This is a genomic window from Plasticicumulans acidivorans, assembly GCF_003182095.1.
GTDB lineage: Bacteria > Pseudomonadota > Gammaproteobacteria > Competibacterales > Competibacteraceae > Plasticicumulans > Plasticicumulans acidivorans.
On the sequence record NZ_QGTJ01000009.1, the window covers coordinates 154,409 to 176,778 of the forward strand.

The 22,370-nt window shown below is 67.9% G+C and carries 23 protein-coding genes; 10 read left to right on the plus strand and 13 right to left on the minus strand.

From position 1 onward, the window contains the following. Positions 1–108 precede the first annotated feature (108 nt). Complete coding sequence (locus C7443_RS15255) at positions 109–1,263, plus strand: HAF repeat-containing PEP-CTERM protein (RefSeq protein ID WP_110019480.1); 1,155 nt, start codon at positions 109–111, stop codon at positions 1,261–1,263. Between the two features lie 241 nt (positions 1,264–1,504). Here the strand turns inward: C7443_RS15255 and C7443_RS15260 are convergent, their stop codons facing one another. Together C7443_RS15260 and C7443_RS15265 are read right to left on the minus strand one after the other, a co-directional pair. Then, positions 1,505–4,138 (minus strand): cation-translocating P-type ATPase, encoded by a 2,634-nt coding sequence (locus tag C7443_RS15260; protein ID WP_110019481.1) that lies wholly within the window; start codon positions 4,136–4,138, stop codon positions 1,505–1,507. Positions 4,139–4,206: 68 nt separating this feature from the next. Then, on the minus strand, positions 4,207–4,530 hold the full coding sequence (locus C7443_RS15265) for a YnfA family protein (protein ID WP_110019482.1): 324 nt from the start codon (positions 4,528–4,530) through the stop codon (positions 4,207–4,209). A 169-nt stretch (positions 4,531–4,699) separates the two neighbouring features. Between C7443_RS15265 and C7443_RS15270 the strand changes: the two genes are divergently transcribed. From C7443_RS15270 to C7443_RS15280, 3 genes are read left to right on the plus strand one after another with little or no spacing between them, the layout of a single operon-like run. Next, positions 4,700–5,740, plus strand: coding sequence for a permease (locus tag C7443_RS15270; RefSeq protein ID WP_110019483.1), 1,041 nt, complete (start codon positions 4,700–4,702; stop codon positions 5,738–5,740). A gap of 10 nt (positions 5,741–5,750) precedes the next feature. Then, positions 5,751–5,984 (plus strand): thioredoxin family protein, encoded by a 234-nt coding sequence (locus tag C7443_RS15275; RefSeq protein ID WP_110019484.1) that lies wholly within the window; start codon positions 5,751–5,753, stop codon positions 5,982–5,984. Between the two features lie 2 nt (positions 5,985–5,986). Next, positions 5,987–6,349, plus strand: a complete 363-nt coding sequence (locus C7443_RS15280) for a metalloregulator ArsR/SmtB family transcription factor (RefSeq protein WP_110019485.1) — start codon at positions 5,987–5,989, stop codon at positions 6,347–6,349. 281 nt (positions 6,350–6,630) lie between these two features. Here the strand turns inward: C7443_RS15280 and C7443_RS15285 are convergent, their stop codons facing one another. The 4 genes from C7443_RS15285 to C7443_RS15300 form a co-directional block, all read right to left on the minus strand. Then, complete coding sequence (locus C7443_RS15285; RefSeq protein ID WP_110019486.1) at positions 6,631–6,795, minus strand: Hsp20 family protein; 165 nt, start codon at positions 6,793–6,795, stop codon at positions 6,631–6,633. A 42-nt stretch (positions 6,796–6,837) separates the two neighbouring features. Beyond that, the gene (locus C7443_RS20160; RefSeq protein ID WP_170123637.1) at positions 6,838–7,308 is read right to left on the minus strand and encodes a hypothetical protein; all 471 of its coding nucleotides are present in this window, start codon (positions 7,306–7,308) and stop codon (positions 6,838–6,840) included. Positions 7,309–7,452: 144 nt separating this feature from the next. Further along, entirely contained in the window at positions 7,453–8,166 is a 714-nt protein-coding gene (locus tag C7443_RS15295; protein ID WP_170123638.1) for a response regulator transcription factor, read from the minus strand. A 157-nt stretch (positions 8,167–8,323) separates the two neighbouring features. Further along, entirely contained in the window at positions 8,324–9,262 is a 939-nt protein-coding gene (locus C7443_RS15300) for a LysR family transcriptional regulator (RefSeq protein WP_110019488.1), read from the minus strand. Between the two features lie 193 nt (positions 9,263–9,455). On the opposite strand from C7443_RS15300, the gene C7443_RS15305 reads away from it, so the two are divergent. Then, entirely contained in the window at positions 9,456–10,217 is a 762-nt protein-coding gene (locus C7443_RS15305; RefSeq protein ID WP_110019489.1) for an SDR family oxidoreductase, read from the plus strand. Positions 10,218–10,233: 16 nt separating this feature from the next. Here the strand turns inward: C7443_RS15305 and C7443_RS15310 are convergent, their stop codons facing one another. From C7443_RS15310 to C7443_RS15320, 3 genes are all read right to left on the minus strand, one after another. Then, positions 10,234–11,046: an enoyl-CoA hydratase/isomerase family protein gene (locus C7443_RS15310; RefSeq protein ID WP_110019490.1), complete on the minus strand. Its 813-nt coding sequence runs from the start codon at positions 11,044–11,046 to the stop codon at positions 10,234–10,236. Positions 11,047–11,167: 121 nt separating this feature from the next. Next, positions 11,168–11,761, minus strand: coding sequence for a glutathione S-transferase family protein (locus C7443_RS15315; protein WP_110019491.1), 594 nt, complete (start codon positions 11,759–11,761; stop codon positions 11,168–11,170). 19 nt (positions 11,762–11,780) lie between these two features. Then, a complete protein-coding gene (locus C7443_RS15320) occupies positions 11,781–12,239 on the minus strand; it encodes a VOC family protein (protein ID WP_110019492.1) in 459 nt (152 codons plus the stop codon). 123 nt (positions 12,240–12,362) lie between these two features. Here C7443_RS15320 and C7443_RS15325 point away from each other — a divergent pair, with 123 nt between their 5' ends. Then, on the plus strand, positions 12,363–13,259 hold the full coding sequence (locus C7443_RS15325) for a LysR family transcriptional regulator (protein ID WP_110019493.1): 897 nt from the start codon (positions 12,363–12,365) through the stop codon (positions 13,257–13,259). Positions 13,260–13,268: 9 nt separating this feature from the next. Here C7443_RS15325 and C7443_RS15330 read toward each other — a convergent pair whose 3' ends face one another. Beyond that, positions 13,269–14,924 carry a CorA family divalent cation transporter gene (locus C7443_RS15330; protein WP_110019494.1) on the minus strand — a complete coding sequence of 552 codons (1,656 nt, stop codon included), beginning with the start codon at positions 14,922–14,924 and terminating at the stop codon, positions 13,269–13,271. 141 nt (positions 14,925–15,065) lie between these two features. On the opposite strand from C7443_RS15330, the gene C7443_RS15335 reads away from it, so the two are divergent. From C7443_RS15335 to C7443_RS15345, 3 genes are all read left to right on the plus strand, one after another. Next, positions 15,066–15,701: a CatA-like O-acetyltransferase gene (locus C7443_RS15335; protein ID WP_110019495.1), complete on the plus strand. Its 636-nt coding sequence runs from the start codon at positions 15,066–15,068 to the stop codon at positions 15,699–15,701. Between the two features lie 101 nt (positions 15,702–15,802). After that, positions 15,803–17,557, plus strand: coding sequence for an ABC transporter permease (locus C7443_RS15340; RefSeq protein ID WP_110019496.1), 1,755 nt, complete (start codon positions 15,803–15,805; stop codon positions 17,555–17,557). A gap of 9 nt (positions 17,558–17,566) precedes the next feature. After that, on the plus strand, positions 17,567–18,883 hold the full coding sequence (locus tag C7443_RS15345) for an ABC transporter ATP-binding protein (protein ID WP_110019497.1): 1,317 nt from the start codon (positions 17,567–17,569) through the stop codon (positions 18,881–18,883). 12 nt (positions 18,884–18,895) lie between these two features. On the opposite strand, the gene arsB is transcribed toward C7443_RS15345, so the two are convergent. The 3 genes from arsB to C7443_RS15360 all read right to left on the minus strand — a co-directional run bounded on the left by arsB (position 18,896) and on the right by C7443_RS15360 (position 21,031). Next, the gene (gene arsB / locus C7443_RS15350; protein ID WP_110019498.1) at positions 18,896–19,984 is read right to left on the minus strand and encodes an ACR3 family arsenite efflux transporter; all 1,089 of its coding nucleotides are present in this window, start codon (positions 19,982–19,984) and stop codon (positions 18,896–18,898) included. Between the two features lie 10 nt (positions 19,985–19,994). Then, positions 19,995–20,468 carry an ArsI/CadI family heavy metal resistance metalloenzyme gene (locus C7443_RS15355; protein WP_110019499.1) on the minus strand — a complete coding sequence of 158 codons (474 nt, stop codon included), beginning with the start codon at positions 20,466–20,468 and terminating at the stop codon, positions 19,995–19,997. Positions 20,469–20,530: 62 nt separating this feature from the next. Continuing rightward, the gene (locus C7443_RS15360) at positions 20,531–21,031 is read right to left on the minus strand and encodes an arsenate reductase ArsC (RefSeq protein ID WP_110019512.1); all 501 of its coding nucleotides are present in this window, start codon (positions 21,029–21,031) and stop codon (positions 20,531–20,533) included. Positions 21,032–21,173: 142 nt separating this feature from the next. On the opposite strand from C7443_RS15360, the gene C7443_RS15365 reads away from it, so the two are divergent. Beyond that, on the plus strand, positions 21,174–22,370 hold the full coding sequence (locus tag C7443_RS15365) for an MFS transporter (protein WP_170123639.1): 1,197 nt from the start codon (positions 21,174–21,176) through the stop codon (positions 22,368–22,370).

Consider the following 22,370-nt stretch of genomic DNA (forward strand, 5'->3'; position numbering starts at 1 on the left):
TCAACCTATTGAATTAAATTTTCTTAATAGTCTCAGGCACTGGCTTTGCTTCAGGCAGGCCGCCGGCGACCGGCCGGACCTCCCGATCCCTTTCCCGTGCCTGAAGAAATGACAACAACAACAATCAGCAACCCTCTTTGCGCCGCCCTGCTGGTTGGCGGCGCCTTTGCGGCCAGCGCGGCGCAGGCCTGGACCATCACCGACCTCGGCACGCTGCCCGGTCCTTACGAACAGAGCGTGGCCTACGCGATCAGCGACAGCGGGCTGATCAGCGGTGGCAGTGCCAGCGCCGGCGGCGGCTTCCACGCCGTGCGCTGGAGCGCGCCGGGCACGCCCGTCGATCTCGGCCTGCTGCCCGGCGGCAACCCTTACTCGTATGGCTACAGCATCAACAGCGCCGGGCAGATCGCCGGGGCCGCCTTGGCTCCGGGGGGCCTGCTGTATGCCGCGCGCGCCGTGCTCTGGCAGGCCGACGGCAGCCTGCTGGCGTTGCCCGATCTGCCGGGCGGCGGTCAGGAAAGCGCCGCTTACGACATCAATGAAGCCGGTCAGATCGTCGGCTACGCCAGCGCCGGCACCGGCTACCGTGCCTTCCTCTGGTCGGCCGCCAGCGGCATGCAGAACCTTGGTGATCTGCCGGGCGGCAGCAATCTGAGCGTCGCCAACAGCCTCAACGATCACGGTCAGGTGGTCGGCTACTCCAATGCCTTCACCGGCGACCGTGCCTTCCTCTGGTCGGCGGCGACGGGCATGCAGAACCTCGGCGATCTCGCCGGCGGCGCGAACTACAGCCAGGCGCTGGCGATCAACAACGCCGGTCAGGTGGTCGGCAGCAGCGGTGTCGCCGGCGGCGGCCACGCCTTTCTCTGGTCCAGCGCGACCGGCATGGTCGATCTCGGCGATCTCGCCGGCGGTCTGGAAGCGAGCACGGCGCTGGCGATCAACGATCTGGGCAGCATCGTCGGCACCGGCTCGGTCGACGGCAACGTGCAGCACGCCGTGCTCTGGGAAAACGGCGGCATTCTCGATCTGTCGCTGCTGCCGGAAGTCGCCGCCGCCGGCTGGTCGTATCTGGAACAGGCCACCGGCATCAACACCCGCGGCCAGATCGTCGGCTTCGGCGTGATCGACGACAGCACACACGCCTTCCTGCTGACGCCCTCGGCCCCCGCCAGCAGCACACCGAACGCCGTGCCGCTGCCGTCGAGCATTGCCCTGTTCGGCGCCGGACTCGGCCTGTTCGGGCTGCGCCGCCGGCGCTGACAGCCGGCAGCGCCTCGACAAACGTCGTGCATTCCTCCGCACGCACGCCCACGAACGTCTACGCTTGGCCTCGGCTGTTCAGACCATCGGCGCTTCGCGCCACGGTCGAACGCGCGCCAGGCGCACGCTCTGGGCTCTTCCTCCGGGCCAGACCGCATGTACGGCCAGGGGATCTTGGTGGCACGGACGCCACCTGTTTTAAATCTTCCGCCGCCTCGCCATATCCCGCTCACCGCACCGCTCAGCCGTGCCGCGCGCGGTCGCGGGCGCGCATACAGGCCTTGCGCAGTTCTTCGCAGCACAGCAGCAGCAGCGCACCGAGTGCGGCCCAGCCCCACACTGCCACCGACAGCGCCGCGGTGCCGAACAGCTGCTGGCCGGGCGAGGTGTAGACGATGGCGAGGATCACCAGCAGCTCGAAGGCCAGCGCCGGCAGCAGCAGACGGTTGTGTCCGCCGTGCCAGACGGCCTCGCGCGGATGGCGGCAGACGAACAGATTGGCCATCTGGCAGACGACGATGCTCACCAGGCAGGCGCTGGTCGCCTGCAGATACAGCGGCGACCGCGCGCCCAGCGCGTCACCGTACTGCCAGCCGCCGGCGTTCAGCAGCCACAGGAACACGCCGAGCGAGACCAGCGTCTGCATGACGCCGAGCCAGCCGTAGGCGCGCAGCAGCAGCGGTGCATTGAGCAGCCGCTCGCGGCGGGCACGCGGCGGTTCGCGCATCAGGCCCGGATGCGGCGGCTCGGCACCGAGCGCCAGCGCCGGCAGCATGTCGGTGCCGAGGTCGACGGCGAGGATCTGGATCACCGTCAGCGGCAGCGGGATGCCGGCGAGCACGAAGGCCAGATAAGGCACGATTTCCGGCACGTTCGAGCTGAGGATGTAGGTCAGGAACTTGCGGATGTTGGCGTAGACCGCGCGGCCTTCTTCGATGGCGTCGACGAGGGTGGCGAAATGGTCGTCGAGCAGCACGATGTCGGCCGCTTCCTTGGCGACGTCGGTGCCGCTCAGGCCCATAGCGATGCCGACGTCGGCGCGCTTGAGCGCCGGCGCGTCGTTGACGCCATCGCCAGTCACCGCCACCACCTCGCCGCGCGCCTGCAGCGCTTCGACCACCAGCAGCTTCTGCTCGGCGCTGACCCGGGCGCAGATCAACTCCGGCGCCGCCAGCACCTGCTGGCGCTGCGCCGGCGTCATCCGCTGCAGGTCCTCGCCGCGCAGCAGCAGCGGCTGCGCGCCGCGCACCAGCCCGATCTGGCGAGCGATCGCCAGCGCCGTCTGCGGATGATCGCCGGTGACCATGACCACGCGGATGCCGGCCTCACGGCAGCGGCCGACCGCCTCGCGCACCTGCGGTCGCGGCGGGTCTTCCAGCGCCAGCAGGCCGGCGCAGACCAGATCGTCCTCGCAGGCCGGCGCCTGCTCCGGCAGTTCGCGCCAGGCCAGTGCCAGCACGCGCAGGCCGCTGGCAGCGCACGCCGCCTGCTGCGCCAGCAGCGCCGCGCGGGCCGGCTCGTCGAATGTGCGCGGCTGATCGCCGTCAGCGACGGTGCGGCACAGCGGCAGCACGGTTTCCGGCGCGCCCTTGCACAGCAGCAGGCGGCGGCCGTCGAGCTTCACCACCACCGACATGCGCTTGCGCTCGGTATCAAACGCCAGCTCGTCGAGGCACTCGGCGCTGGCGCCGGCACCGGCCCAGGCGTACAGCGCCAGTTCCATCGGGTCGCCGCTCACCGTGCCTGCGCTGCAGCGCAGCGTGTGGCAGTGGCGGGCGATACAGGCCAGCATCGCCGGTACATGCCCGGGCGCATCTGTGCCGTCCGCGCTGACCACGCGGGCCACGCGCATGCGGTTCTGTGTCAGCGTGCCGGTCTTGTCCGAGCAGATCACCGTGGTCGAGCCGAGCGCCTCGACCGCCGGCAGGTGGCGCACCAAAGCCTGACGCCGCGCCATGCGCTGGGTAGCCAGCGCCAGCGCCAGCGTCACCGTCGGCAGCAACCCCTCCGGCACGTTGGCGACGATGATGCCGACGGCGAACATCAGGTTGGCGAGAAACGGCAGGCCGAGCAGCTCGCCGATCGCAAAGAACAGCACGCCGAGGCCGCAGGCGAGCGCCACCACCAGCCGCGAGATGCGCGCGATCTCGCGCTGCAGCGGCGAGACCGTCTCGGCGGCCCCCTGCGTCAGCCGGGCGATGCGGCCGAACTCGGTGTGCATGCCGGTGGCGAACACCAGCGCGCTGGCCTCGCCGCTCACCAGCAGCGTGCCGGCGAGCAGCAGATTGCTGGCCTCCAGCGGGTGAATGCTGGCGCAGGGCGCGGCACTGCGCGCCATCGGCACCGATTCGCCGCTGATCGTTGCCGTGTCGACGCGCACGCCGTGAGCTTCGAGCAGGCGGCAGTCGGCCGGCACGCGGTCGCCGGCCCCGAGGCGGATGACATCACCGGGCACCAGCGCCTCAGCGGCCAGCCGTTCGAGGTGACCGTCGCGCAGTACGTCGACCTGCGGCGGCAGCAGCGAGCGCAGTGCCGCCAGCGCCTGCTCGGCGCGATACTCCTGCCAGAACGAGAACAGGCCGTTGACGACGATGACACCGACGATCGCCACGCCCAGCTCGCGCATGCCCTGCCCCGGATCGTGCAGCTCGGCGACGAAGGCGAGCCCGGCGGCGAACCACAGGATCAGCGCGAAGAAGTGTACGAACTCACGCCCCAGCCGCCACCACAGCGGCTCGCGCTCAGCCGCCTCAATACGGTTGGGACCGAAGCGCGCGCGCCGCGCCACCACCTCGGCGGCGCTCAGTCCCGAGCTGCGGCTGTCGAGCCGCGCCAGTGCCTCCTGCGGTGTACGGCGGGCAATCTCGAAATCCATCGCGGACTCCTGCGAGTGGCTCCCGCAGCAGGTCTAGCAGAGTCGCGCACGCCGCCACTTGCGCCGGATCAGGCGCGCCAGCCGTGGACGATGATCAGCACGCCGAGCAGCATCACCGCCGCCCCGAGCCAGTCGCTCGGCGCCAGCGGCACATCGTCAATGAAGCGCAGCCACAGCAGTGCCACACCGACGTAGACGCCGCCATAAGCCGCGTACACCCGCCCGCTCGCCGCCGGATGCAGGCTGAGCAGCCAGGCGAACAGCGCCAGGCTGGCCGCCGCCGGCAGCAGCCAGTACACCGGGCCATCCCGCCGCAGCCACAGATACGGCAGATAGCAGCCGACGATCTCGGCCACTGCCGTGACCAGGTACAGCAGGAAGGTGCGCAGCATCGGATGGCCCCCGGATTCGCTGCCGACAGCATGCCCGCGCGGCGCGATCGCTGGCGAATGCGGCCGTCGTACGCCGTCGCCTGATCTGCGTCAGCGGATGCTCACATTCAGCCGCACATATATACGCGATGGCATATATTCAGGGCACTTCATGCGCGGAGCACACACCATGCAAAGTGAACGCCTGTCCTCCCCGCTGCCACTGGCGCGCGCCTGGCTGTGGCTCGCCGCCGTGCCGCTGTGGTGGCTGGTCTACCTCCAGCTGACGCCGCTGAGTGATGCGCTGTTTGCGCTGCTGCCGCTGTCGCGGGCTGACGCGCTCGGCGAGGCGGTCTACTTCTTCATCTTCGAGGTGCCGAAGGTGCTGCTGCTGCTGACGGCGGTGGTGTTCGTCATGGGCGTGGTGCGCTCGTACTTTTCCGCCGAGCACACGCGCGCGCTGCTCGCCGGGCGGGCGGAAGGCGTCGGCAACGTGCTCGCCGCGCTGCTCGGCGTGGTCACGCCGTTCTGCTCGTGCTCGGCGGTGCCGCTGTTCATCGGTTTTCTCAGCGCCGGCGTGCCGCTCGGCGTGACGCTGTCGTTCCTGATCGCCGCGCCGATGGTCAACGAGATCGCCCTCGGCCTGCTGTTCGCGATGTTCGGCTGGAAGATCGCCGCGCTGTATCTGGGGCTGGGTCTGGCGGTGGCGATGCTGGCCGGCTGGATCATCGGCCGGCTGAAGCTCGAAGGCTGGGTCGAAGACTGGGTGCTGGCGCGGCCGAAGACTGCCGCCAGCGTCAGTGATGCCGGCCTGCACTGGCGCGAGCGCATCGACGCCGGCCAGGACGCGGTCGTCGACATCGTCGGCAAGGTCTGGCCCTACGTGCTGCTCGGCATCGCCGCCGGCGCCGGCATCCACGGTTACGTGCCGGCCGACTTCATGGCCGGGCTGATGGGCCGCGAGGCCTGGTGGAGCGTGCCGCTGGCGGTGCTGTTCGGCGTGCCGATGTATTCCAATGCCGCCGGCATCATCCCGGTGGTCGAGGCGCTGCTGTCCAAGGGCGCGGCGCTCGGTACCGTGCTGGCGTTCATGATGTCGGTGATCGCGCTGTCCTTCCCGGAGATGGTGATCCTGCGCAAGGTGCTCAAGCCGCAGCTGATCGCCACCTTCATCGCCGTCGTCGCCGCCGGCATCCTGCTGGTCGGCTACGTCTTCAACCTCGTGCTGTGAGGCGCATTCCATGAAAATCCAGATCCTCGGCAGCGGCTGCCAGAAGTGCCAGAAGCTCGCCGAATACGCGACGCAGGCGGCCGATGAGCTCGGCCTCGATTACACGCTGGAGAAGATCACCGACCCCGGTACCATCGTCGACATGGGCGTGATGCAGACGCCGGCGCTCGCCGTCGACGGCGTCGTCAAGCTCGCCGGCCACCTCGCCGGCGTCGAGGCGCTGAAGCCGCTGCTGCGGGGCTGACGATGAGCGCACGCCGACTCGATCCCACCACGCTGCTGCGCGCCCTCGTCGACCCGACGCGGGCGCGCATCATGGCGCTGCTCGACGGCGAGCCCGATATCTGCGTCTGCGAGTTCTGTCACGCGCTGGCCGAGACGCAGCCGAAAATCTCGCGCCACCTCGCCGCGCTGCGCGCCGCCGAACTGGTCGTCGACCGCCGCGAGGGCACGCGCGTGTTCTACGCGCTGCACCCGCGGCTGCCAGCCTGGGCACGCAGCCTGCTCGGCGCGCTCGCCCACGGTTTCGCCGACGATGCCGCGCTGCGCAGCGCGCGCACGCGACTGCAGCAGATGCCGCAGCGACCGCAGCGCGCGAACGCCGCCTGAACCCCCGCCCAGCGACCGGCGCAAGCACGCCACCTCGCCGGTGCAACGCTTCAGCACACCTGCGGAAATCGCCACGGCGATCGCCTTCCAGCTCGCCGGTGGCAGCTGCTTCAGCACCGCTCAGACCCTGCACGTCGGCGGCGGAGCCTCGATCGGCAGGGTGGTGTTATGAATGTATGGCAAAAAATGACCCGTGCACCCGCTGCCTGCGCAGCCGGTGCCCGGGTGCTCCTCCTCCAACGTCCATGTCCGCCGCAAAATCTCAGTGAGGATTCAGCGCTTCAGTGAATCTGTACCTCGGTAACCTTCGGCGCTGCGGCCTCGGTCTTCGGCAGGGTGACGAACAGCATGCCGTCTCTGAATTCAGCAGAGATCCTGATGCCGTCGACGTTTTCCGGCACGCAGCCGTCCCGCCTGCGTTTCTGGCCGCTCGTGGTTGCGGGCACCTGCGTGCCCGCCGCCTCCGCACTGCAACGGCCGCCGACCGTTCAGCCCGCCTGCCGGGTGCGCGTCCGAATCGGCTCGGCCCGCGCCGGCTCCTGTGGCTGCTCGGTCTTGCCGAGGCTGTCCAGCGTCTGCTGCACCGCCTCGAAAGCCTGGGTTCTGGCCTGATCCAGCAGTGACCAGTCGAACTGCTTCGTCATCGCCAGGCAGGTGCGGAACACATTGGCGTTCAGTCGCTCCGTTTCCTTGAGCCAGTAGGCCTGGGTTTCACAGAAGCGCTGCATCGACTGCTGCAGATGACCGTTCCAGATGTCGGCCCAGCCTTCCAGCCACGCCTGCTGACTCTCCATCAGATCGACGAGACAGGTCATTCCGCGACCGATGGTGTCAGGGGTTCGCGGGTCGGCATCATTGCTGTGTGCCTGCATGAATCGCCAGCCTCCGAGCATGCCTTCGAAATTACGTTTCTGTATTTCGATGCAGTCTTCCACTAATTTTTCAGCGTTGTATAACATTTCATTTTCCTCCTTCCTCCTTATCCCATTGGTTCCTGCTTGTTTTTATATTTTACAATCTTCAATACGCTTCGACGCCACTGGTCGCAATTGGGATTTACCTTACACGACAGCTACCTGCCGATCAGTGTCATGCAAATGACACTAACTCGACTGGCTATTTATTACAATTCGACTGCAGCCGTCATGACTCAACGGAACTGGCTGACTCGTGACCGGCGAAGTGGAATTCAATACCGCCTGTAATTGCATCGCGGCTGATAATGTCGAGGCATGCAGTTTGTGCAGCGCGCGGCGTCGATAGGTTTCGACGCTGGATTCACCGAGATGCAGATCAAGGGCAATGGCTTTATTCGAGCCTCCTGCCATGACCGCGGCCAGAACCTCGCGCTCGCGTAAGGTCAGCCGCGCGAACAGCGCGCGCACCATCAGCCGGCGGCGGCGCCAGGGCCATTCGGCCTGCCCCTTTTCGAGCACGCCGTGCAGCCTCGACAGCAGGTCGGCACAGGGCCACTGCACGACGTCGACGGCGCCGAACTTCATCAGCTGCACCGCCGAGCCAACGCTGAGCTGGCCACCGAAGCCGATCACCGGACATTCGACACCGCAGGCCGCCAGGCTGCCGCGACGGGCAATTTCGGCGAGGCGCGCGGGGCAGGCATCAAGCAGCAGACAGGCCGGATGATCCGGCCCGAGCATGGCGCAGGCGCTGGCGAGATCGCGCCATACCCTCACGGCGTAACCCGCCTGTTCGAGCCGCTGGCGCAAAGCCGGCGTACATCCGCCCCCACCGATCAGCTCGATCGTCGCGCTCGCATCCACGCTTTGCGGTGCACTCGGCGCCCCGGGCCATGCCATCGTCGCCATCGTCCGCCCCCGGCTCCATGCGAAGCAGCCCTGCTGCAGAAGGCTTCTACCCCAGTCCGGGAAAAAAATCGCTGCGGTGCATCAAGCCAAGGATATGCAAGACAAATCAGGGCAGGACGAGGCCGCGTCCGGCTCAGCCTGAGCGGTTTCAGGCATCGTCCGCGGCGAGTGACGGAAACGACTCCGGCGCCCCGAAGCGCTCGGTATACAGCGCAGCGATCCAGTCGATGAACACGCGCACTCGGCGCGACAGCTGGCGGTGCTGCGGATACAGTGCGGCGACCGGCAACGGCGGGCTGCGCCAGGCCGACAGCACCTCGACCAGCCGCCCGGCGCGCAGCTCCGCGGCAACGTGATAGCGCGGCAGCTGGATCAGACCGCAGCCGCTCAGGGCGCAGATGACATAGCTCTCGGCATCGCTGACTGCCAGCCAGCCGCTCGGCGAGAATTCGCGCAGCTCGCCGTCGACGATCAGCTCGAATGGATAGCGCTGTGTCACGGTGCTGGAAAAGAAATTCACCGCCTGATGGTCGACCAGTTCCCGCGGATGCCGCGGCACACCGTGACAGCGCAGATATTCCGGGCTGGCGCAGATCAGCTGCGGCATCAGCGCCAGGCGACGGCTCACCAGCGAAGCGTCGTGCGGATCGCCGGCACGCACCACGCAGTCGATGCCTTCGCGGATCAGATCGACCAGACGGTCACCGCTGCTGACGCGCAGCTCGATATCGGGATAACGGCGGTGAAACGCATCGATGCGCGGCAGCACGATGGCGGTCGCATGCGTGCCGTGCAGGTCGACGCGCAGCGTGCCGCGCGGGCTGGAGTTCAGGTGGCGCAGCGAGGACTCGGCGTCGTCCAGTTCACCGAGGATCTGCACACAGCGTTCGTAGAAAGCCTGTCCATCCAGCGTCGGCTGCACCTGCCGGGTCGTGCGCGCCAGCAGACGTGCGCCAAGCCGCTCCTCCAGTGCCTTGATCGCGTTCGTGGCCGTGGCGCGCGGCAGCACCAGCGCATCGGCGGCACGGGTGAAACTGCCGAGCTCGACGATGCGGGTAAACAAACGCAGGGTCTCAAGTCGATCCATAGCACTCTATTGTTGGTGGTTTTTGAATGATCAAATTCATTTGTGCTGATTTATCCATGCGCGATCAACGGTGATGCTCTGTCTGCGGCTGGAAACCAAAGTCCCGCAGAACTGGACGTTCCGGGGACAGGCACCGCTGCCAGCGCCCGCGCGACACGGGCACCCCACCACCTCGACGAGCAGGAACCGCGTAATGAATCTGACACAACCCACCACTCTAGACGACGGCCCGCGGATCGCCATTGTCAGCGGCGCTTCGCGCGGCATCGGCCGGGCCATTGCCGAACGGCTGGCGGCCGATGGCCTGGCCGTCGTCGTCAACTACGCCGGCCAGGCCGAAGGCGCGGCGCAGACCGTGGCGGCGATCAGCGCGCGCGGCGGCCGGGCGCTCGCCGTGCAGGCCGACGTCGGTAACGCCGGAGATGTCGAACGGCTGTTCGCCTGCACGCAGTCCCATTTCGGGCGTGTCGACGTCGTCGTCAACAGCGCCGGCATCATGCCGATCGCGCCGATCGCCGATGACAGTCTCGACGCCTTCGACCGCGTCATCGCCACCAATCTGCGCGGCACCTTTCTGATGATGGCCGCCGCGGCCCGCCACCTCGGGAACGGCGGTCGCTTCATCGCCTTGTCCTCCAGCGTGCTGGCGAAGAACTTCCCCGGCTACGGGCCGTATATCGCCAGCAAGGCCGGGGTCGAAGGACTGGTGCGGGTGTTCGCCAATGAGCTGCGCGGACGCAACATCACGGTCAACGCCATCGCCCCCGGCCCGGTCGCCACCGAGCTGTTCCTCTCCGGCAAAAGCGAGGGGCAGATCGCGCAGATCGTCGGCCAGGCGCCGCTCGAACGCCTCGGTCAGCCCGACGACATCGCCGCAGCGGTGTCATTCCTCGCCGGCGCCGACGGTGCCTGGGTCAACGCTCAGGTGCTGCGCGTCAACGGCGGCTTTGCCTGATCGTCCGCGTTCGGGCTCAGATATCCGTCGGCTGATCAGGGATCACGGCAGCGGGACAGGCATTGAAATGCGCCGGCCGTTTATCGAGGAAGGCGCGCATGCCCTCCTCGCGGTCGGCCAGCGCGAGGCTGTGGTGAAACAGCTGCCGCTCCAGGCGCAGCCCGGCGGCGAGCGGCAGGCTGGCGCCGTCGCGCGCGGCACGCTTGATCAGCATCAGCACCTCGCCCGACAGCGTCGCCAGCTCGGCAGCCAGCGCCCGGCCTTCATCGAGCAGACGCTGGCGCGGCACGATGCGCGAGACCAGCCCGCAGCGCTCGGCCTCGCGGGCGTCCATGCGCCGGCCGCTGAGCAGCAGGTCGAGCGCCTTGGCCATGCCGATCAGCCGCGGCAGGCGCTGCGTGCCGCCGGCGCCCGGCATGGTGCCGAGGCGGATTTCCGGGTGGGCGAACACGGCGTCGTCCGCCGCCAGCACCACATCGCACATCTCCACCAGCTCGCAGCCGCCGCCGAGCGCAAAGCCCTGCACCAGCGCCAGCAGCGGCTTGGGAAATTCGCCGAGCGCCGTGCAGCAGCCGGCGAAGTCGCTGGCCACGGCGGCTTCGGCGCTGATGCCGAGCATCTCGCGGATGTCGGCACCGGCGGCGAAGTGCTCACCCTCAGCGCGCAGCAGCACCACGCGCACCTGCGGCTCGCCCGCCAGCCGCGCCAGGTGCTCGGCGAGTGCATCGGTCAGCGCCCGGCACAGGGCATTGCGCGCAGCCGGGCGGTCGATGACCAGCTCGGCGTAACCGGCCTGCGGATACTCGCAGCGGACGAAATCGGCGGACATGGCGGGCCTCCTCGGAATCGTTCAGGCGGTAAGTCGCTGCACTTCACCGTAGCGAGTGCGCACGCCGACACCAGCCGCCGCCGCGCATGTCAGCCATGCACGGCGGCGCGGTAGCGCGGCGTCAGGTGCCGGGCATCGCCAGGTAGCGCGGCAGTGACTTGACGCGATCGATCCAGCGGGCGATGTGGCGGTACGGCGCGAGGTCGATGCCACCTTCCGGGGCGAGCGCGACGTAGGGGAACACTGCGCAGTCGGCAATCGTCGGCCGGCCGGCGGCCAGCCAGTCATGGCTCGCCAGGTGCCCGTCGATCAGGCCGAGGATGCGCGCGGCCTTGTCCAGCGCCACCGCCTTGTCGAGGACGAAGCCGAACTTGTCGACCAGACGCGCGGCCGAAGGACCGTTCTGGATCTCGTTGGCCGAGGTCGACAGCCACTGCATCACCTCACCCTGCAGCTGCGGCTCGACCGGCCACCAGGCGGCACCGCCGTAACGCGCCGCCAGATAGACCAGAATCGCCTGCGAGTCGCGCAGGACCAGTTCGCCGTCGACCAGGATCGGCAGCTCGCCCCAGGGGTTGAGCTCGATCAGCGGCGCGCGCTTGTGCTCGCCGCCGAGGAAGTCGACGGCGACGCAGTCGATGTCGATCTGCGCCAGTGCGGCGAACAGCCGGACCTTGTAGCAGTTGCCGGACAGTTCCAGATCATAGAGTTTCATGCGGGTTCTCCTGGGGTGGTCAGCGGGGGTGCAACAGTTGATTGAATTCGAGGACATTGCCGTCCGGATCGCGGATGAACAGCGCGATGCGGCGCGGACCGATCGGGTGCGGACCTTCGGTGATGCGGATGCCCTGGCGCTGCAGCCAGTCCTGCAGCGCCGTCAGGTCATCGACGACGAAGGCCGGATGGGTCATGCCCGGCAGCTTCACCGCCGCGTCGAGCAGCACGTTGTGGGCGGCCGGCTGGCGCGCGGCGTTGAAGATCAGGTTGATGCGCACGCCGTCGGCGCTGAGCATCTCGTTGGCCTCGTAGTCCGGGAAATGCGCGCTCTCGCTGAAGCCGAGGCGCTGGTAAAAAGCCAGTGCCTGCGCGCGGTCGCTGACGCGGATGCCGACGTGATCGAAGGCGACGATGCGGGCGGGACTGGCAGCGGACGCGCTCGCCAGGTCCGCGGGTGAACACGATGTCGAAGTCATTGGCAATGCACCGAAGGCGTGTGGCCGGGAAGGTGGGACGCAGTGTCGGTGCCCGCCGCCGGCGCACCAATGCCGGCGCGCTGACAACACTTGTGCAGCCAGCGCACAGATCGGAGCCGGCCCATGGATAAGCTCAAGGCGATGACCACCTTCGTGCGCATCGTCGACAGCGGCAGCCTGACCGCAGCGGCGGAGGCGCTCGGCAACTCGACGGCGGCGGTGGTGCGCAGCCTGGCGGCGCTGGAGCGCCAGCTCGGCGTGCGCTTGATCAACCGCAACACCCGCCGCCTGGCGCTGACCGACGAGGGCGCGGAATACCTCGCCTGGTGCCGGCGCATCCTCGGTGAGTTCGAGGCCATCGAACACGGCTTCGATGCCCGCCGCCTGCAGGCCAGCGGCGTGCTGCGCATCACCGCGCCGGTCGAGCTCGGGCGCGAACACCTGCTGCCGCTGGTCAACCAGTTCCTCGACGCGCACCCGGCGCTGAGCATCGAGCTGACGCTGCTCGACCGTATCGTCGATCTGCTCGAAGAAGGTCTGGATCTGGCGCTGCGCATCGGCCGGCTGCCGGATTCCTCGCTGGTCGCGCTGCCGCTCGGGCGCACCCGCCAGGTCATCTGCGCCAGCCCGCAGCTGATCGCGCGCCTCGGTACGCCGGCCCACCCGGTGCAGCTCGCCGAACTGCCCTGCGTGTGCTTCGCGCCGCAGGGCCGGCAGTGGAGTTTTCAGGCCGATGGCGAGGTGCTCAACGTCGAGGTGACGGCGAAGCTCGCGACCAACCAGGTGCAGGCAGTGCGCAGTGCCTGCGAACACGGGCTCGGCTTCACCCGCCTGCTGCACTATCAGGTGGCGCCGGCGCTCGCCGCCGGCCGCCTGCAGCGCCTGCTGCAGCCGTTCGAGCCGCCGGCGCTGCCGGTGCAGCTGGTCTATCCGCATGCGCGGCTGCTGTCGGCGCGGGTGCGTCAGTTCATGGACTGGATCGCGCCGCGGCTGGCGGCCGCGCTGCCCGATGCCGGCTAGCGCGCGGCCTCAGTCATCCGCCCTGCGCGAGGCCATCCACACCTTGAGGAACGCCGCGATCTTGCGGTGCGGCGGCTCACGCTCATCGGAGAGCAGATCAAGGAAGTCCGACAGGCGCTTGGACTTCACCACCGTGTAGAAGGTGACCCAGGTGGTCACCCCCAGCACGCCGAAGAAATATAGCAGCTTGAGCGGCAGGCCGAGCCCCTCCAGACCGAGCAGATTCATGCCGAAATAGCCGGTGACGGTGGTACCGATCAGGCCGAAGGCCGTGACCACGGTCAGGCGCACCACGGTGTTCGCCTGCCGCCGCAGCGAGTCGGATTCGAGGTACTGGATCATGTCTTCGATGCGCTCGCGTACCTCGGCATACAGCGCCTCGGTGCCGAGAAACTCGCGCTGCATGCGGTACAGCTCGCGCGCCTGGTACTGATCGGTCAGCGCGCGGAACCAGTAGCGGTGGGTGAAGCGCAGGAAGATTTCCTTGAGCTTGCGAATCTCGCGCTTGAAGCGCTTGACCGACTCCGGGTCGCCGATGTCGAGCTGCTTGAGCCAGTACACCAGCCGGTCCGAGAGCATCAGCAGCGTCGCCTTGTGCAGATGCGGGATCAGGAACAGCAGGAAGTACTGGTGGCGGAACTGTTCGAGCAGGCTGCCGTTCGGCGCGAAGAAATACGGCGAGTGCACGCTGCCCACCATCGTGAAGGCTTCGCCGCAGCACAGGTAGCGCACACCGGGGGCGCCGTCCGCGTCGTTATTCCAGAAGCGGTCGTAGCAGTGACGCGCCTCGAAGGCATCGGCCTCAGCGCCCTGGAACGGCGGCCGCTCGGGCGCGCCGGGCGGCGTGATCAGCGCCAGGCGCATGAAGTCATTGCGGCTCAGCCGGCGCGGATCGTCGTCGAAGGCGAGATAGGCCATCACCAGCATGCGGTGATATTCGAGCTGGCGATAGCGCAGCAGGCCGGGCGCCGCCGAGTGGTGCTGCACCAGCGGCCGCAGCAGGAATTCCCAGTGGGCGGCTTCGATCGGCGCGCGGTACTCGCCGACGTGGCGCACGAATTTGCCGCGATCCTGATAATCGGACGCCGCCAGCACGCGGCCATCGGCGGCCAGCCATTCGACAAGCTGCAGACAGTGGCCGCCGCTGCCGTCGGCCTCCCAGTACACCGGATAGGCGCGGCCGAAGCGATAGGTCAGCTCCTGCAGCAGATCGAGCGCGATGTCGGCGCCGTGCAGCTCGATCGCCAGCACGGTGACGTCGATGTCATAGAAAAAAAACAGCTCGACGCGGGCGACGTCGAGTTCGAGCGGCGGCTGTGCCGGGTCGGGAAACGTACAGCGCACGCGCTGCACGTCGCTGCGGCGAAACACGCGGATCGGCGATTCGGCCGCAGCCAGCGCGCTGCCCTTGCCATCGCCGTACAGAAAGCGGCGCACGTGCGGCAGGAAGGTGGCGAACTCGCGATAGCGGCTGAGCGGAAAGTCCTCGGCATCGCCGCTGAAATCATCATCGACCTTGAGCCAGGGATTGTCCGCTCCCGGCTGTTCGAGCAGTTGCCAGTGATTCTGGATCTGCCAGTGCTCGCGCAGCGGCATCAGCTGCAGCGGCCAGAGCAGGATTTCGCGGAAGTGGCCGACGCGTGGGCGGGGGGCGTGATCGGGCATGGCGGGCCGTCGCTGGGCTGAAAGGCCCTGCGAAGTGTAGTCAACACCATCTGGCGAGCACGGCCGTAGCCGGACGGCGCTGGTGCGCTGCGGCGGCGTCTGTTAGACCGGACGCCTCCTCCCGGCCACGGTGCCCGCAGCATGCCGCAGCAGATCGACCTCGAACACTATCCGCGCAAAGCCCTGTTCCTGGCCTTCAAGGACCGCGAAGTGCCGGTGTTCTCGACCACCTGCGAAATCGACATCAGCGCGCTGAAGTGTTTTCTCGATGCACGCGACGACGGCTTCTTCGTGCCGCTCAGCTACCTGATCTCGCTGGCGGTCAACGCAGTACCGGCGCTGCGCCAGCGCATCATCGACGGCGAGCCGTGGGAGTTCGAGCAGGTCGACCCGGGCTACACCGTGCTGCTCGATGACGAGACCTTCTCCTTCTGCGACTCGCTGCACCTGCAGCCGTATGCCCGCTACCGCGATCACGCCCGTGCGCGCATCGCGGCCGTGCGCAGCCAGCCCGAGCTCGGCACCGGGCGCAAGGACCAGCTGTTTTTCATCAGCAATCTGCCGTGGTTCAGCTTCACGGCGATCACGCATCCATTTTCCCGCAGCTACGCCTCGATCCCGATCGTCTCGGTCGGCCGCTATCAGGAGCACGCCGGCGGCTGGCGGCTGCCGGTGGCGCTGCAGGTGCATCACGCCCTGGTCGACGGCCTGCACGTCGGCCGCTTCTACACGCGGCTGACGCAGCTGTGTGCCGCACCGCAAGATTGGCTGGATTGAGCGAGGCAGCCGGCGGTGTTTAACCCAGCGCTAACCTGAACGCGCTGAACTAGGCGTCTGCTACGACCACGCTCCTCATCCCGTCACGCTGAGCCCTGCTGATGCCGCGCCGCCCCGAACTCCAGCCGCTGCCCGCCTTGCGTGCGCTGCCCAGCCGCTGGGATCTGCTTGCCTTTCCGCTGCTGTTCAGCGTGCTGTTCCTGCTGGCCTGGGGTAGCCGCGGCATGCACGTGCCGTATGCCGTCGATGCCGCGCCGGCGATCTCGCTCCAGCCGCAGGCGCTGCCGGAATACGCGCTGCGCACCACCCTGCGCATGGCGGCGGCGCTGCTCTGCTCCTTTGTCTTTACCTGCGTGTTCGCCAAGCTCGCCGCCGCCAGCCGACGCGCCGAGCAGGTGCTGATCCCGCTGCTCGATGTGCTGCAGTCGGTGCCGATCCTTGGCTTTCTGTCGGTGACGGTGGTGTGGTTCATCAAGCTGTTCCCCGGCAATCTGCTCGGCGCCGAGTGCGCGGCGATCTTTGCCATCTTCACCTCGCAGGCCTGGAACATGGCCTTCAGCTTCTTCTATTCGCTGCGCATGGTGCCGAAGGACCTGTACCAGGTCGCCGACCTGTTCGGGCTGTCGCCGTGGCAGCGCTTCTGCAAGCTCGAACTGCCCTTCGCGGCACCGAATCTGGTGTGGAACGCGATGATGTCGGTGTCCGGCGGCTGGTTCTTCGTCGTCGCCTCGGAGGCGATCACCGTCGGCGGCCACAGCGTGCTACTGCCGGGTGTCGGCTCCTACATCGCCGTGGCGATCCAGCGCGAGGATCTGCATGCGATCGGCTGGGCCATCGTCTGCATGGCACTGCTGATCGCGCTCTACGATCAGCTGGTGTTCCGCCCGCTGGTGGCCTGGGCCGACAAATTCCGCTTCGAATTCTCCCAGGCGCAGCCGACGCCGGCGTCGTGGATGCTGACACTGCTGACGCGCGCACGCTGGCTGCGTGCACTGCTCGCCGTGCCGCTGCTGGCGCTCGCCACCGGCGGACACTGGCTGGCGCAGCGGCTACCGCGGCGACGCTGGCGGCCGGTGCCGCGCATCAAATGGCGGCGCGTGGCACCGCTCGGTGACTGGTCGGGGCTGCTGTTCAATCTCGGCGTGGCGCTCGCCGCCGTCGTCGTCACCGTGCTGCTGGCACGCTTTGTCCTGCGCGAGGCGAGTTATGCCGAAATCGCACGGGTGTTCGGCCTCGGCGCCTGCACGCTGCTGCGCGTGCTGGTGCTGAGCCTGCTGGCGACGCTGCTGTGGGTGCCTCTCGGCATCCTCATCGGCCTGCACCCGCGCCTTGCCGCCCGCAGCCAACCGCTGGCGCTGTTCCTGTCGGCGTTTCCGGCCAATCTGCTGTTTCCGGTGGCAGTGCTCGGCATCGTTCACTTCCGGCTCAACCCGGAGATCTGGGTCAGCCCGCTGATGATCCTCGGCACGCAGTGGTACATCCTCTTCAATGTCGTCGCCGGCGCCAGCGCCCTGCCCAACGACCTGCGCGAGGCCGCCGCCAACCTCGGGCTGCGTGGCTGGCCGCTGTGGCGGCGGGTGCTGCTGCCGGCGGTGTTCCCGGCCTACCTCACCGGCGGTCTGACCGCTTCCGGCGGTGCTTGGAACGCCAGCGTCGTCTCGGAAGTGGTGAGCTGGGGCCCGACCACACTCACCGCGACCGGCGTCGGCGCCTACATCGCCCAGCAGACCGCCGTCGGCGATACGCCGCGCGTAGTGCTCGGTATCGCGGTGATGAGCCTGTACGTCGTCGTCTGCAATCGCTTTCTGTGGAAACGCCTGTACGGCTGGGCGCAGAACCGCCTGGCCCTCGACTGAGCCTGCCCGATGAGTGCTCCTTCAGACGCCACCCGGCGCGACGCCCTGCTCGAACTGCGGCAGGTCGCCAAGCGCTACACCACGCCCGACCAGGGCTCGATCAGCATCCTCGAAGGCATCGATCTGACGCTGCATGCCGGCGAGATCGTCGCCATCCTCGGCCGCTCCGGCTGCGGTAAGTCGACGCTGCTGCGCATCCTCTGCGGCCTGATCCCGGCCAGCGCCGGCGCCGTGCTCTACCGCGGCCAGCCGGTGACGCGACCTGAGCCACGCATCAGCATGGTGTTCCAGACCTTCGGCCTGTTCCCCTGGCTGACCGTGCTGGAAAACGTCGCACTCGGCCTGGAAGCCCAGGGCGTGGCAGCGGCCGAGCGGCACAAACGTGCGCTGGCGGCGATCGACATGATCGGTCTCGACGGCTTCGAGTCGGCCTACCCGAAGGAGCTGTCGGGCGGCATGCGCCAGCGCGTCGGGTTTGCGCGGGCGCTGGTGGTGGCACCCGACGTGCTGCTGATGGACGAGGCCTTCTCCGCGCTCGACGTGCCGACTTCGGAGACGCTGCGCAACGACCTGCTCGACCTGTGGCTGGAACGGCGCATCCCGACACGGGCGATCCTGATGGTGTCGCACAGCATCGAGGAAGTGCTGATGATCGCCGACCGTATCGTCATCCTCGATGCCAACCCCGGCCGCCTGAAAGCCGAGCTGGCGGTGACGCTGCGCCACCCGCGCGACCCGGTGACGCCGGCCTTCCGCGCGCTGACCGAGCGCATCTACACGCTGATGAGCAGCGGCCCGACAACGCGCAGCATCGGCATCGGCCACCGCCTGCCGGGCAGCGGCGTGCAGCAGATGGTCGGCCTGCTCGATGAGATCGCCGCGCACGACGACCAGGGCGCCGAGCTGGCCGCCGCCGCCAACGCGCTGGAACTGGAAGTCGACGAGCTGTTCCCGATCGTCGAGGGGCTGGAGCTGTTCGGCTTTGCGCAAGTCAGCGCCGGCCTGATTTCGATCACCGCGCACGGTCGCGCCTTCCTCGAAGCCGACATCCTGCAGCGCAAGGAAATCTTCGCCGAGCATCTGGTGCGCAACGTGCCGCTGGCGGCACACATCTGCCGCGTCATCGACGAGCGCCCGCAGCACTGCGCGCCGGAAAGCCGCTTCCTGCGCGAACTCGAAGACACGCTGAGCAGCGACGAGGCCGAGCGCGTACTCAGCGTGGTCATCGACTGGGGCCGTTATGCCGAAGTCTTCGCCTACGACTTCGATCGAGGCGAATTCGTCGCCGAAGACCCGGCCGGCGTCACGCCGGCCGACAGCGAGTGACTTCCGGCGCGCTCACTGGCGCGGACAGGCCGGCCCGGCGAGCGGCGTGCTGTCGACGGCCTCGCCGAACCAGCGCCGCTGCAGCCACAGCGCGACGTTGACCAGTGCGATCAGGGCCGGCACCTCGACCAGCGGGCCGATCACCGCGGTGAAAGCCTCGGCGGAATTGAGCCCGAACACGGCGACGGCGACGGCGATCGCCAGCTCGAAGTTGTTGCTCGCCGCCGTAAACGACAGCGTTGCCGTCTTCGAGTAGTCGGCGCCGAGACGGCGGCCGAGCCAGAAGCTGACCAGGAACATGATGACGAAGTAGATCAGCAGCGGCACGGCGATGCGCAGCACGTCGAACGGGATCTTCACGATCAGCTCGCCCTTGAGCGAGAACATCACCAGGATGGTGAACAGCAGCGCGATCAGCGTCAGCGGCGAGATGCGCGGCACGAACACCCGCGTGTACCAGTCGTCACCCTTGAGCCGGCGCAGCAGCAGGCGCGTCAGCAGTCCGGCGAGGAACGGGATGCCGAGGTAGATGAACACGGTGCGGGCGATCTGCGCCATCGAGACATCGACGGCAAAGGTATCGAGACCGAGCCAGCCCGGCAGCACGCCGAGGAACAGCCACGCATACAGCGGGAAGCACAGCACCTGGAATACCGAGTTGAAGGCGACCAGGCCGGCGCAGTATTCGGTATCGCCGCGCGCCAGCTCGTTCCAGACGATGACCATGGCGATGCAGCGCGCCAGACCGATCAGGATCAGCCCGGCCATGTAGTGCGGCAGATCGTGCAGCAGCGTCACTGCCAGTACGAACATCAGCAGCGGGCCGATCACCCAGTTCTGCAGCAGCGACAGACCGAGCACGCGGGTGTTGCGAAACACCTGCGGCAGCGCCTCGTAGCGCACTTTCGCCAGCGGCGGATACATCATGACGATCAGGCCGATGGCGATCGGCAGGCTGGTCGTGCCGCTCTGCCAGCCCTGCCAGAAATCGGCGATACCCGGGAAGAAATGCCCCCAGGCGACGCCGACGGCCATCGCCAGAAAGATCCACAGCGTCAGCCAGCGGTCGAGGAAGGACAGGCGGCGGGATACGGCACTCATCGAGATCCCCTCAGCAGCAGCCGGTGCGCGGCGTACAGCAGGCGGCCGGCTCGGCCGCGGGCGCTGCCGGCGGTGCGCAGCAGGAAGTGGCCTCGCCGAGCGGCGCCGGCTCGCCGTAGTGGGTCGCTTCGCCGCGGGTGAGGAAGGTTTCCCAGGCGATGCCCTGCGGATCATGGATCCAGGTCTTTTCCGAGTACGCGTAGCAGCACACCGTCTCGCCCTGCTCGATCAGCGGCGCCCCGGCACCGGCGAGCTGCGCCACGGCGCCCGCCAGCTCCTGCTCGTCCTCGACCTGGATGCCGAGGTGATCGAGGCCCGGAGCACGGCCGCGGGCGCTGATGGCGAAGTTCACGCGCGGGTCATCGAGCATCCATTTGGCGTAATCGTCCTTGCACACGCTCGGCTCGCTGCCGAACAAGGCGGTGTAGAAGCGCAGCGACGCGGCGAGATCGTCGACAGCGATGTGGACATGCAGGCGTTTCATCGTGGAACTCCCTTTAAGGCAATGACGGCCAGCTGGCGACGACTGGCCGAGTGACGCAAGCTTCACAGGCCGCTGCGGCCGATTTCGTCGAGCCGGCGCTGCAGACTCATACGATCGAGCGCCTCGGGCCGCAGTGCGGCGAAAGCCTTGATGCGATTCTCCAGCACCCGCAGCGCCTCGCGAAACGCCAGCATGCGCTCGGCCTCGCTGCCCTGTACCGCGGCCGGATCGGCCACCCCCCAGTGGGCGGTGATCGGCTGCCCCGGCCACAGCGGGCAGACCTCGCCCGCCGCGTTGTCGCAGACGGTGATGACGAAATCGAGTGCCGGTGCCCCGGACGCGGCGAATTCATCCCAGGACTTCGAACGCAGCCCGGTGCTGGGCAGGCCGAGCTGGGAGAGCAGCTGCACGGCCAGTGGATTGACGCTGCCGGTCGGATGGCTGCCGGCGGAATAGGCGTGCAGGCGCCCTTCCCCCCAGTGGTTCATCAGGCTCTCGGCAAGGATGCTGCGCGCCGAATTGCCGGTGCACAGGAACAGCACGTTCCAGGTTTTCGCGCTCATACGATCGGACTCTGTGGCGGGCGAGTTGAAATCGGTCGATTATATTTCCAATTTATTTGAAATATGTGACCAAACGGATCAACGGGTGGATGGCGGCATAATCCGCCACCCCGGTCATCGTCCGCTGTTCAGGTTGCCCGTCGTGCCGCTGCTGCGCTTTTTCCTGCCGTTCGCCACGGCGTACTGTCTGTCCTCGCTGTTTCGCGTCGTCATCGGCGTCATCTCACCGGAGCTGGCACGCCAGTTCGCCCTCGATGCACGCGCGCTCGGTCTGCTGGCCAGTGCCTACCTCTACGCCTTCGCCGCAGCGCAGTTGCCCGGCGGTCTGCTGCTCGATCGCTTCGGCCCGCGGCGCAGCGAAGGCGCGCTGCTGCTGGTCGCGGCGGCCGGAGCGCTGCTGTTCGCACTCGCCGACGGCTTTACCGCGCTCGCCCTCGGTCGTGTGCTGATCGCCGTCGGTGTCGCCGTCTGCTACGCGGCGCCGCTGAAAGCCGCGGCCATGTGGTATCCGCCGCAGCGGCAGGTATCGCTGTCGGGCTGGATCATGCTGATCGGCGGCCTCGGCGCGGCGCTGGCGACGCGGCCGGTCGAAGCGCTGCTCGGGCTGTTCGACTGGCGTCAGGTCTTCACCGGCCTCGCCGTCCTCAGCGCACTGGCGGCCGCCGGTGTGATGTTCGCCATTCCGGATATCGGCATCGATAAAGCGCAGCGCTCGTTCGCCGCGCAATGGCGCGGCCTCGGCATGCTGCTGCGTCACCCGCGCTTCTGGTGGGTGATGCCGTGGGCCTTCACCGGCATGGGCACTTTCATTTCGATCCAGGGCCTGTGGGGCATGCAGTGGCTGCTGCACGCCAGCGCCCTGGAACGCGCACCGGCGGCCAGCCTGATGCTGACCATGTCGCTGGTGGCACTGGCGGGGTACTTCGCCGTCGGCGCGCTCAGCGAACGCCTGGCCCGCCACGGCATCGACAACCGTCACCTGCTCGCCGTCGGCATGGCCATCGAGCTGTGCGCGCTGCTGGCGATCTGCCTGCACTGGCCGCGACCGTGGTTGTGGTGGTGTCTGTACGGTCTCGGCACCTCGCTGAACGTGCTGACCTACACGGTGCTCAGTCACGGTCTGCCGCGCGAGCTGGTCGGTCGCGGCGCCACCGGCCTCAACCTGTTCATGTTCATCGGCAGCGGCTCGCTGAGCTACGCCATCGGCTGGCTGATCAGCGGGCTCGAAGCCGGCGGGGCCCTGCCGGAGGCGGCCTTCGGCACGGCATTTCTCTGCCTGCTCGCCGCCAACGCCCTGGCTGCCGGCTGGTACCTGCTGCGCTGGCGGCGCTTCGCCTGA

Bases quoted from the DNA above. Each gene is read 5' to 3' on its own strand.
- C7443_RS15255 (WP_110019480.1), top strand. From the start codon at position 109: ATGACAACAACAACAATCAGCAACCCTCTTTGCGCCGCCCTGCTGGTT.
- C7443_RS15260 (WP_110019481.1), bottom strand. From the start codon at position 4,138: ATGGATTTCGAGATTGCCCGCCGTACACCGCAGGAGGCACTGGCGCGG.
- C7443_RS15265 (WP_110019482.1), bottom strand. From the start codon at position 4,530: ATGCTGCGCACCTTCCTGCTGTACCTGGTCACGGCAGTGGCCGAGATC.
- C7443_RS15270 (WP_110019483.1), top strand. From the start codon at position 4,700: ATGCAAAGTGAACGCCTGTCCTCCCCGCTGCCACTGGCGCGCGCCTGG.
- C7443_RS15275 (WP_110019484.1), top strand. From the start codon at position 5,751: ATGAAAATCCAGATCCTCGGCAGCGGCTGCCAGAAGTGCCAGAAGCTC.
- C7443_RS15280 (WP_110019485.1), top strand. From the start codon at position 5,987: ATGAGCGCACGCCGACTCGATCCCACCACGCTGCTGCGCGCCCTCGTC.
- C7443_RS20160 (WP_170123637.1), bottom strand. From the start codon at position 7,308: ATGTTATACAACGCTGAAAAATTAGTGGAAGACTGCATCGAAATACAG.
- C7443_RS15295 (WP_170123638.1), bottom strand. From the start codon at position 8,166: ATGGCATGGCCCGGGGCGCCGAGTGCACCGCAAAGCGTGGATGCGAGC.
- C7443_RS15300 (WP_110019488.1), bottom strand. From the start codon at position 9,262: ATGGATCGACTTGAGACCCTGCGTTTGTTTACCCGCATCGTCGAGCTC.
- C7443_RS15305 (WP_110019489.1), top strand. From the start codon at position 9,456: ATGAATCTGACACAACCCACCACTCTAGACGACGGCCCGCGGATCGCC.
- C7443_RS15310 (WP_110019490.1), bottom strand. From the start codon at position 11,046: ATGTCCGCCGATTTCGTCCGCTGCGAGTATCCGCAGGCCGGTTACGCC.
- C7443_RS15315 (WP_110019491.1), bottom strand. From the start codon at position 11,761: ATGAAACTCTATGATCTGGAACTGTCCGGCAACTGCTACAAGGTCCGG.
- C7443_RS15320 (WP_110019492.1), bottom strand. From the start codon at position 12,239: ATGACTTCGACATCGTGTTCACCCGCGGACCTGGCGAGCGCGTCCGCT.
- C7443_RS15325 (WP_110019493.1), top strand. From the start codon at position 12,363: ATGGATAAGCTCAAGGCGATGACCACCTTCGTGCGCATCGTCGACAGC.
- C7443_RS15330 (WP_110019494.1), bottom strand. From the start codon at position 14,924: ATGCCCGATCACGCCCCCCGCCCACGCGTCGGCCACTTCCGCGAAATC.
- C7443_RS15335 (WP_110019495.1), top strand. From the start codon at position 15,066: ATGCCGCAGCAGATCGACCTCGAACACTATCCGCGCAAAGCCCTGTTC.
- C7443_RS15340 (WP_110019496.1), top strand. From the start codon at position 15,803: ATGCCGCGCCGCCCCGAACTCCAGCCGCTGCCCGCCTTGCGTGCGCTG.
- C7443_RS15345 (WP_110019497.1), top strand. From the start codon at position 17,567: ATGAGTGCTCCTTCAGACGCCACCCGGCGCGACGCCCTGCTCGAACTG.
- arsB (WP_110019498.1), bottom strand. From the start codon at position 19,984: ATGAGTGCCGTATCCCGCCGCCTGTCCTTCCTCGACCGCTGGCTGACG.
- C7443_RS15355 (WP_110019499.1), bottom strand. From the start codon at position 20,468: ATGAAACGCCTGCATGTCCACATCGCTGTCGACGATCTCGCCGCGTCG.
- C7443_RS15360 (WP_110019512.1), bottom strand. From the start codon at position 21,031: ATGAGCGCGAAAACCTGGAACGTGCTGTTCCTGTGCACCGGCAATTCG.